6 protein-coding genes are annotated in these 8997 nt (G+C 67.0%); 5 read left to right on the forward strand and 1 reads right to left on the reverse strand.

Features of this window, described 5'->3' with window-relative positions:
* Nucleotides 1-279 precede the first annotated feature (279 nt).
* The 5 genes from ACI38Z_RS07735 to trmB all read left to right on the forward strand — a co-directional run bounded on the left by ACI38Z_RS07735 (nucleotide 280) and on the right by trmB (nucleotide 7118).
* On the forward strand, nucleotides 280-1302 hold the full coding sequence (locus ACI38Z_RS07735) for an asparaginase (RefSeq protein ID WP_439789613.1): 1023 nt from the start codon (nucleotides 280-282) through the stop codon (nucleotides 1300-1302).
* A 197-nt stretch (nucleotides 1303-1499) separates the two neighbouring features.
* Nucleotides 1500-3167, forward strand: a complete 1668-nt coding sequence (locus ACI38Z_RS07740) for a putative manganese-dependent inorganic diphosphatase (protein WP_439789614.1) — start codon at nucleotides 1500-1502, stop codon at nucleotides 3165-3167.
* 173 nt (nucleotides 3168-3340) lie between these two features.
* Nucleotides 3341-4018, forward strand: coding sequence for a 5'-deoxynucleotidase (gene yfbR, locus ACI38Z_RS07745; protein WP_439789615.1), 678 nt, complete (start codon nucleotides 3341-3343; stop codon nucleotides 4016-4018).
* A 336-nt stretch (nucleotides 4019-4354) separates the two neighbouring features.
* Nucleotides 4355-5827 (forward strand): radical SAM protein, encoded by a 1473-nt coding sequence (locus tag ACI38Z_RS07750; RefSeq protein ID WP_439789616.1) that lies wholly within the window; start codon nucleotides 4355-4357, stop codon nucleotides 5825-5827.
* 436 nt (nucleotides 5828-6263) lie between these two features.
* Nucleotides 6264-7118, forward strand: a complete 855-nt coding sequence (gene trmB / locus ACI38Z_RS07755) for a tRNA (guanine(46)-N(7))-methyltransferase TrmB (RefSeq protein ID WP_439789617.1) — start codon at nucleotides 6264-6266, stop codon at nucleotides 7116-7118.
* An 18-nt stretch (nucleotides 7119-7136) separates the two neighbouring features.
* Here the strand turns inward: trmB and ACI38Z_RS07760 are convergent, their stop codons facing one another.
* Nucleotides 7137-8744: a RecQ family ATP-dependent DNA helicase gene (locus ACI38Z_RS07760; protein WP_439789618.1), complete on the reverse strand. Its 1608-nt coding sequence runs from the start codon at nucleotides 8742-8744 to the stop codon at nucleotides 7137-7139.
* Between the last annotated feature and the right edge of the window lie 253 nt (nucleotides 8745-8997).

The raw sequence follows: 8997 nt of genomic DNA on the forward strand, positions 1-8997 counted from the left end.
GCCCGCCGGCCGTGACCACGTACTCCGTGCCGTCGTCGTCCTGCCGGGTGACCTCGCCCATCAGACGCTTCCCCTGCCACACAAAGCTCCTGCCACCAGGCATGCCAGCCGCCTTTCCCCAGCGGCGCGCCCCCGGCCCGCCGCGTCGTTGCTCGTTTCATGGGAATGCTAGCAGCAATCTGCGGCCTCCGCGCGCGGGACGCGCGGCCGAGCGGACGCGCGTGCGCGCGGGCGTGTACCATCGTGTGGTGCGCAGACGGAAGCGAAAGGCAGGACCGCATGAAGAACATCCTGGTAATGGCGACGGGCGGGACCATAGCGTCCCTGCCCCAGGCGGACGGGCTCGCGCCGGCGCTCACGGGCGAGGAGCTGGTGGCGCGCGTGCCGCTCATCGACCAGCTGTGCCACATCGACGTGGTGCAGCCCATGAACATCGACAGCACCAACATGCGCCCGCGCGACTGGCTGCGCATCGCGGACGGCATCGCCAGCCGCTACGACGACTACGACGGCTTCGTGGTGCTGCACGGCACGGACACGATGGCGTACACGGCCGCGGCGCTCAGCTACCTGCTGCAGGACGGCTCCAAGCCCATCGTGCTCACGGGCTCGCAGCAGCCCATGGCGGCGCCGTTCACGGACGCCAAGCTCAACCTGTACCAGAGCCTGCTGTTTGCGACGGACGACTCGGCCCGCGGCGTGAGCGTGGTCTTCAACGGCAAGGCGATCGCCGGCACGCGCGCCCACAAGCAGCGCACGCTGAGCTTCAACGCCTTCGTGAGCATGAACTTCCCCACGCTCGCCTACATCCGCGGCGGCCGCGTGCTGTGGAGCGGCGGCCGCGGCCCCGCGCCGGACGCCTCCGCGGGCGAGAAGGACCTGCCCCTCCACCGCTACACGGCTCTGGACGACCGCGTCATCGTGCTGAGGCTGACCCCCGAGCTGAGGCCGTCGATCTTCTCGCTCATTAAGGACGAGTACGACGCCGTCATCCTGGAGACGTTTGGCATCGGCGGCATCCCGGACTACGACGGCGGCGCGTTCCAGCGCGCGATCTTTGGCTGGGTGGACTCCGGGCGCACGCTGGTGCTGACCACGCAGGTGCCCGAGGAGGGGCTCGACCTGGGCGTGTACGAGGTGGGGCGCGCGTACTCCGAGCACCCCGGCATCCTGAAAGGGGACGACATGTCGACGGAGGCTCTCGTGGCCAAGACCATGTGGGTGCTGGGCCAGACGCGCGACGCCGCCGAGGTCAGGCGCCTGTTCTACCGGCCCGTCAACATGGACCGCACGCCGCAGTAGCCGCCGCCCGGGGCCCGCGGCAGACCTGCGCCGGGCCCCGCGGCATCCCCGCGCAGGCCCCGCGGCCATGCCGCATGTATATAGTTCATGACCAGCCGCCGATTCGTGCTCCCACGCTGGGAACTTGTGACATGATGTGAGAACGCAACACACAAATGAGCAGGAATCCGTGCTCATTTAACCCGAAGGAGCTGAACATGCCCGAGGCCATCCGCAAGGTCAACATCATCGGCCACCTGCATCCCGACACAGACAGCATCTGCTCTGCCATCGCGTATGCGTACCTCAAGAACCAGATAAGCGACATAGAGTACGAGCCGCGCCGCGCCGGCGCCATCAACCGCGAGACGGCCTTCGCGCTCAAGTCGTTTGGCTTCGAGGAGCCCGAGCTCATCACGAGCGTGGCCCCGCAGATCAAGGACACGCAGATCTCGCGCCAGAAGAGCATCGACGCGGACACCTCGCTCTTCTCCGCATGGAACCTCATGCGCGACCTCAAGACCAGCACGCTGTGCGTCACGGACCAGAAGAACGACCTCCTGGGCCTGATTGCCGTCAAGGACGTCGCGAGCGCCAACATGGACATCTTCGACACCGCGATGCTCTCCAACGCCAAGACGCTGTACTCCAACGTACTCGACACGCTCAAGGGCACCATGGTGCTGGGCGACCCCGCCGACCGCATCACGCAGGGCAACATCCGCATCGGCACCACGCCCGAGATGATGGAGGGCAACATCGAGAAGGGCGACATCGTCCTGGTGACCAACCGCTACGAGACGCAGCGCTACGCCGTCGAGGCGGGCGCGAGCTGCCTGGTGGTATGCAACGGCGCCGGCGTGAGCGAGGTCGTGCTGGGCGCGGCCAAGGCCAACGGCTGCACCGTCCTCACCACCCCGTACGACACGTACTCCGCCGCGCGCCTCATCCCCATGGCCGCGCCGGTCTCCGCCGAGATGCTCCCGGAGGAGAAGGTCCTGCGCTTCTCCGTCAACACCGCCGTGGACGACGCGCTCAAGGTCATGGCCAACTCGCAGCACCGCTTCTTCCCCGTGATGGACGAGGACGGCCGCTACGTTGGCGTCGTGAGCTCGCCCAACATGATCAACGTCAACAAGAAGCACGTCATCCTGGTTGACCACAACGAGCGCAGCCAGGCCGTGAGCGGCCTCGAGCGCGCCGAGATCATGGAGATCATCGACCACCACCGCATCGGCACGATCGAGACGAGCTCCCCCGCGTACTTCCGCAACGAGCCCGTGGGCTGCACCAACACGATCCTCTTCAGCATGTTCCAGGAGAAGGGCGTCGAGATCCCCAAGAACATCGCGGGCATCATGCTCTCCGCCATCCTGTCCGACACGCTGGCGTTCCGCTCCCCCACCTGCACCGAGCGCGACAAGTTTGCCGGCCAGCAGCTGGCGCAGATCGCGGGCGTGGACATCGACACATACGCGGACGCCATGTTCGACGCCGGCGCCGACCTCACGGGCCGCACCGCCGAGGAGGTCTTCAACTCGGACTTCAAGGTCTTCTCGCGCGGGCACGCACGCTTTGGCGTGGGCCAGGGCAGCTTCATGACCGAGGCCAGCCGCAAGGCCGCCGAGGCGCTGGTTGGCCCGTACCTCAAGGAAGGCGCCGCCGCCAACGACATCCCGATGGTCTTCTACATGTTCACGGACGTGAAGTCCCAGACCACCGAGCTGCTCTACTGGGGCGCCAACACCGACCAGATCGTTGCTCGCACGTTCGACGTGACGCCGGTCGACGGCATCGCCACGCTGCCGGGCGTCGTCAGCCGCAAGAAGCAGGTCATCCCGCCCCTCATGACCACGCTCCAGGACATGGACGAGGACGAGGAGTAGCACCAGCCCCCGTTCCGAGCGAGCGTCAGGGCGAGAAGAACGACCTTCTCATCCGCACCATCAGGCCGGCCGGTCCGCGCGACCGACCGGCCCTTTGCGTTCGCCCCATTCGTGTCCGCCCCGCGCGATAGACTTGTGCAAGGTTGTGCAAGGCAACGCACAAGGAGGGGTTCATGGCAGAGCAGGGCGGTTGCGAGGGCGCAAGCCAGCGGGAAGTTTCGAAGGCGGGACAGCCGGCGCGCGAGCAGTCGAGCTTCTTCGCGCTCATGTCGCGCATGAAGTACATCGAGCGCTGGGCGCTCATGAGGAGCACCCACCCGGAGAACCTCTCGGAGCACTCGCTCGAGGTCGCCGTCATCGCGCACGCGCTCGCGACCATCGCCAACGTGCGCTACGGGCGCTCGCTCGACGCGGACAAGGCCGCGCTCGTGGGGCTCTTCCACGACATGTCCGAGATCATCACCGGCGACATGCCCACGCCCGTCAAGTACGCAAACGGTCAGATCCTGGGCGCGTACAAGGACGTCGAGGCCCGCGCGGAGCTCAAGCTGCTGGACGAGCTGCCGGACGACCTCGCCCCCACCTACCGGCGGATCTTCTTCCCAGAGGACGAGCACGGCAACGTGAGCGAGGACGAGGCGTACCTGCGCGCGCTGGTAAAGGCAGCGGACAAGATCTCCGCCCTCATCAAGTGCGTGGACGAGGCGCACGCCGGCAACGCGGAGTTCACGCGCGCCAAGGACTCCACGCAGCAGAAGATCGACGCCATGGCCGAGGAGTACCCCGAGGTGCGCGACTTTGTGGCGGAGTTCCTCCCGCCCTACGGCCAGACGCTCGACCAGCTGCTCTAACGTGCCGCCCTGGCTCGCCAAGTGCGGTACGAGAGGCGCCGTGCGCGCCACGGGTGACGCCAACCCAATTGCAATTCCCGGGATGTCAGTTGCATGTAGCGGTTTTAGCACGTTTTCGTATACAACTGTTTGTTTTTGGACAAAACAGCCTCCTCAGGTTTCAATTTGAATCGGTTTCAAAAATCAGGTAGCCCCCACCATGCCGTAAGGTTAAAATTCTTCAGACGTGATGCAGGGAGGGACGCATCTGTACGTCTCGCTCAGATGAACGCGTGACCTGACACGCCTGGGCTCCAGGCATGCGAGGCCGCGGATTCGAGAGGTTGGTGTAATCGCATGCAGAACAAGTTGGCACACGCGGCGGAGCGCAAGGCATTCTCCGTCGTCCTCGACAAGGCAATCGACGCCGTGCGCGGCGACCATCCCGAGGCCGCGATCGAGAAGTTCCTCGACATGGGCCAGAAGATGCTCTCCGGCACCGCGCCTGACATGGCCGCAAGCCTTCGTTCCGCGTTCTACCCCGGCTCCAAGTGGGAGAACATGGTCATCGACATGGCCCGCCGCATCGATCCGCACATCCTGAAGACCGCCCTTCTCGACGGCGCCTACGAGGCTGCGTTCCGCGGCCTGCGCGAGACCACGATCTCTGCCGAGAAGAACCAGTGCAACGTGCCCTGGATCATCATCTTCGACCCCACGAGCGCCTGCAACATGCACTGCGTGGGCTGCTGGGCGGCCGACTACTCCAAGTCGCTCAACCTCACGTTCGACGAGATGGACTCCCTCGTGCAGCAGGCCAACGACCTTGGCTGCCACTGGTTCTTCATGACCGGCGGCGAGCCCATGGTCCGCTGGAAGGACGTCGTGAAGCTGGCCGAGAAGCACCACGACTCGCTGTTCAGCCTGTTCACCAACGGCACCCTGATCAACCAGCAGGTCTGCGATGACTGCAAGCGCCTGGGCAACATCCTGTTCTCCGTGTCCCTCGAGGGCTCGAAGGACGCCAACGACGGCCGTCGTGGCGATGGATGCTTCGACAAGGTCATGGCTGCCTTCGACCTGATGAAGGAGAACGGCCTGCCCTTCGGCGTCTCCACCGCCTACACGCGCAACAACGTCGAGGCCGTCACCTCCGACGAGTACTACGACATGCTGATCGACAAGGGCGCCCTCTGGGCCTGGTACTTCCACTACATGCCCGTGGGCGAGGGCGCCAACGCCGACCTCATGCCTACGCTCGAGCAGCGCCAGTACATGATCAAGCGCATCCGCGAGGTCCGCGACTACAAGGGTGGCAAGCCCATCATGGTCATGGACTTCCAGAACGACGGCGAGTTCGTCGGCGGCTGCATCGCCGGCGGTCGCGTGTTCTGTCACATCACCGCCCGCGGCGACGTTGAGCCCTGCGTCTTCATCCACTACTCCAACGCCAACATCAAGGAGCAGAGCCTGCTCGAGTGCCTCAAGCAGCCGCTCTTCCAGCAGTACCGCTCCAACTGGCCGTGGAACGACAACATGCTGCGCCCCTGCCCCATGCTCGAGAACCCCGAGGTCCTGCCCAAGATGGTCCACGCCGCGGACGCCAAGTCCACGGAGTACGTCACGCCAGAGAGCGTCGACCACCTGTGCGCACGCACCACGCCGTACGCCAAGAGCTGGGCACCTGTGGCCGAGAAGGTCTGGCGTGAGGAGCACCCGACTGGAAAGAAGGTCTACGACGACGACATCTCGATGATGCCCGTCGACCAGAAGGGCAAGATGCTCGAGAAGCAGGACGAGGAGGGCTTCACCGTCACGCTGGACGACTAAGCCTCACCTGCACCAACGAACCGACCAGGGACCCGGGACGCCACGCGGCGTTCCGGGTCCCTTTTGTCCCGCTGGGCCCCAAACGTAGGTACCAAGACGAGTTGGCCAGAGTTGATTCGCCCCTCATTGAGAAATGTCAATCATCTGGGTGTATTGGACTCGGCCCAACACCCCCAACCGACTGCGAAACGCCCAGATGCCGCATCTCTTCCCCAACTTGACCGCGATGTGGGTGTTTCAAGGCACCTTCGACGTCAATCAAGCCTTATTTCAATAAATATCTGAATCACAAAACACCCAGTTCGGCGGATTTTTTCAATGGAGGCCCCAGCAACCCAGCCCGCGCCGTCGCGAGCGATACAATGTGCATCCGTGAGCGGGGCGGCAGCGGCAAATTGCGTCAGTCCCGCAGGCATCACCGTCCAGAAAGGCCCCCATGCACGCGCTTCACGCCAGACTGCCCAAGAACTTCGTCCTCGAGGAGCGCCTCGAGCGCTATGCCGACGCGATCGAGGCGAGCCCCGCGGACTACGCGGGCACGTGGGCGGAGGCCTGCCACCCGATCGACCCCGCGCACCCGCACGCCCGCTACCGGCGCGTCGTGCTGGACATGGGCTGCGGCAAGGGAGCCTCCACGGTGGAGGCGGCGTCGCGCGACCGCGACACGCTCTTTGTCGGCATCGACTGCGAGCCCATCTGCATCGCGTACGCCGCGCAGCACGCCGTGGAGTCCGGGCTCGACAACGTTGTCTTTGCGCCCGGCGTCGCGAGCAAGCTGGAGCGGTACTTCCAGCCCGGCGAGCTTGACCAGGTCATCCTCAACTTCCCCACGCCGTTTCCCCGCAAGAAGGAGGCGTGGGAGCGCCTCACGCACGCCGACGTGCTCGTGAGCTACCGCCGCCTGCTCAGGCCGGGCGGCGTCGTCACGTTCAAGACGGACAGCCTGCCGCTGTGGAACTTCTCGCGCGGGCAGTTCGAGCTCGCGGGCTACCGCACGCTGTGGGAGTCCACCGACGCCCGCGCCGAGCGCCCGCAGGACCCCGTCAGCTGGTACGAGAAGCGCCTGAGCGCGCAGGGCGCCACGGTCTACGCCATCGAGGCCACGCCGGACCCGTCGCACGAGCCCGAGCTTGACGCGGACGGCCGCGTGGTCCAGACCAGGCCGCTCAGCCTGATCGACTACCTGCCCGACGACCTCGAGTCCATGGACTACATCCCCCACGGCATGCAGGGAACCGTCATCAACCTGCGCAACCTCGCGCGCAAGGGCCACTTCGACCGACACCTGTAGGGCAGGCGGCCGCGGCCCCTAGTTGCCGTTTATCTCGTCCAGGAACGCGTCGCCGTAGCGCTCGAGGCGCTTCTGGCCCACGCCCGGCACCTGCAGCAGCGCCTCAGCGTCGCGGGGGCGGCGGCGGACCATCGCGCGCAGCGTCGCGTCCGTAAACACCACGTAGGGCGGCACGCCCATCTGGTGCGCCAGGCGCTTGCGGAGCGCCCGCAGCCGCTGGAAGAGCTCCTCGTCGCCGTCCGTTGCCTCCAGGGCGGCGTCGCGGGCGTCCAGCGCGGCGGACGCGTATGCACCGCGGCCAAACGTGGCCCCCGTGCGCGCGGGCCGCAGGTAGCGGTCGGCCGAGGCGCCCGTGCACACGGAGCAGGACCCGCAGTCATCCGGCACGCCCGACACGTCCTGCCCAAAGTAGCGCAGGATGCGGCGGCGCAGGCAGGTGCCACTCTCCGCGTAGTCGATCATCTGGTTGAGCAGCGTGCGGCGCGACCGCGCGAGGCGCTCGCGGTCCGCCTCGGGCACGTCCGGCGCGGCGTCGTCGCGGTCGAGCAGGAAGCGGCACGTGCGGATGTCGCCGCGGCTCCACAGCAGGTAGCACTCCGCGGGCTCGCCGTCGCGGCCGGCGCGGCCCGCCTCCTGGTAGTACTCCTCGAGCGACAGCGGCAGGCCCGAGTTGATCACGAAGCGCACGTTTGACTTGTCGATCCCCATGCCAAACGCGTTGGTCGCGACCATCACGCGCACGTCGTCCATCTCGAAGCGGCGCTGCGCCTCCGCGCGGTCCGCGTTGTCGTACCCCGCATGGTACGACGCGGCGGACACCCCCGCGTCCAGCAGCTCCTGCGCGATCGCGTCCACCTGCTTGCGCGTGCTCGCGTACACGATGCCCGGGTCGTCCGGATGCGCGAGCAGGTAGCCCACCATCCAGCGGCGGCGCTCCTTGGGGGTGAGCATGAACGAGAAGAGCGAGAGGTTTGGGCGGTCAAATCCCGTCACCTGCACCACGGGGTCCTGCAGGCCGATGAGCCGCACGATGTCCTCGCGCACGCGGCGCGTGGCCGTGGCCGTTGCCGCCACCACGGGCGGGCGGCTGGGCAGGCTGGCCACGAAGTCCGCTATCCCCCGGTAGGCGGGACGGAAGTCCTGCCCCCACTGGCTCACGCAGTGCGCCTCGTCCACGGCCACCAGCGGCACGCGCACGCCCGCCGCAAACGCGCGGAAGCGCGGGTCGGCCAGACGCTCCGGCGCCACGTACATGAGGTCGTACCAGCCCTGGGAGGCCCGGGCCATCACCACCTCCTGCTGGCGCGGCGTGAGCGTGGAGTTGAGGTAGCTGCCGCGGATGCCGGCCTCCTTGAGGCCGCGCACCTGGTCGCCCATGAGGGATATGAGTGGGGACACCACGATCGTGAGCCCCTCGAGCATGGCGGCGGGCACCTGGTAGCACACGGACTTGCCGGCGCCCGTGGGCATGACGGCAAGGGCGTCATGGCCCGCAAGCAGCGCCTCGATCACCTCGGCCTGGCCGGGCCGGAAGCTGGCATAGCCAAAGTGGCGCCCGAGCGTGGCGAGTGCGTCGTCCATGGTGGGATGCTCGTACTTCTGCGGGGACTCCTGCCTGTCCGCCATGCCATCGCCTCGCTCTCGCGCTCGCCGTCCGTCTGCCCGCGGCACCGTCGCGCCGCACGCACCACGTTAGCACGACCGTCCACGGGCCGCCCGCCACCGCTGGCCGAAGCCCCGCCAAGCCGCGCCACCAGCGCGCGGGCGCACCCCCGGCCCCCGCCGCGGCCCGTACGCCACGGGTTTCTCGCCCGTGTCGCGCGCGGGATGCGCGGAATGCCCCGCGCGGCGCTGGGGTAGACTGGATTGTGTGTATCTA

Source organism: Parafannyhessea sp. (assembly GCF_051876455.1).
Lineage (GTDB): Bacteria > Actinomycetota > Coriobacteriia > Coriobacteriales > Atopobiaceae > Parafannyhessea.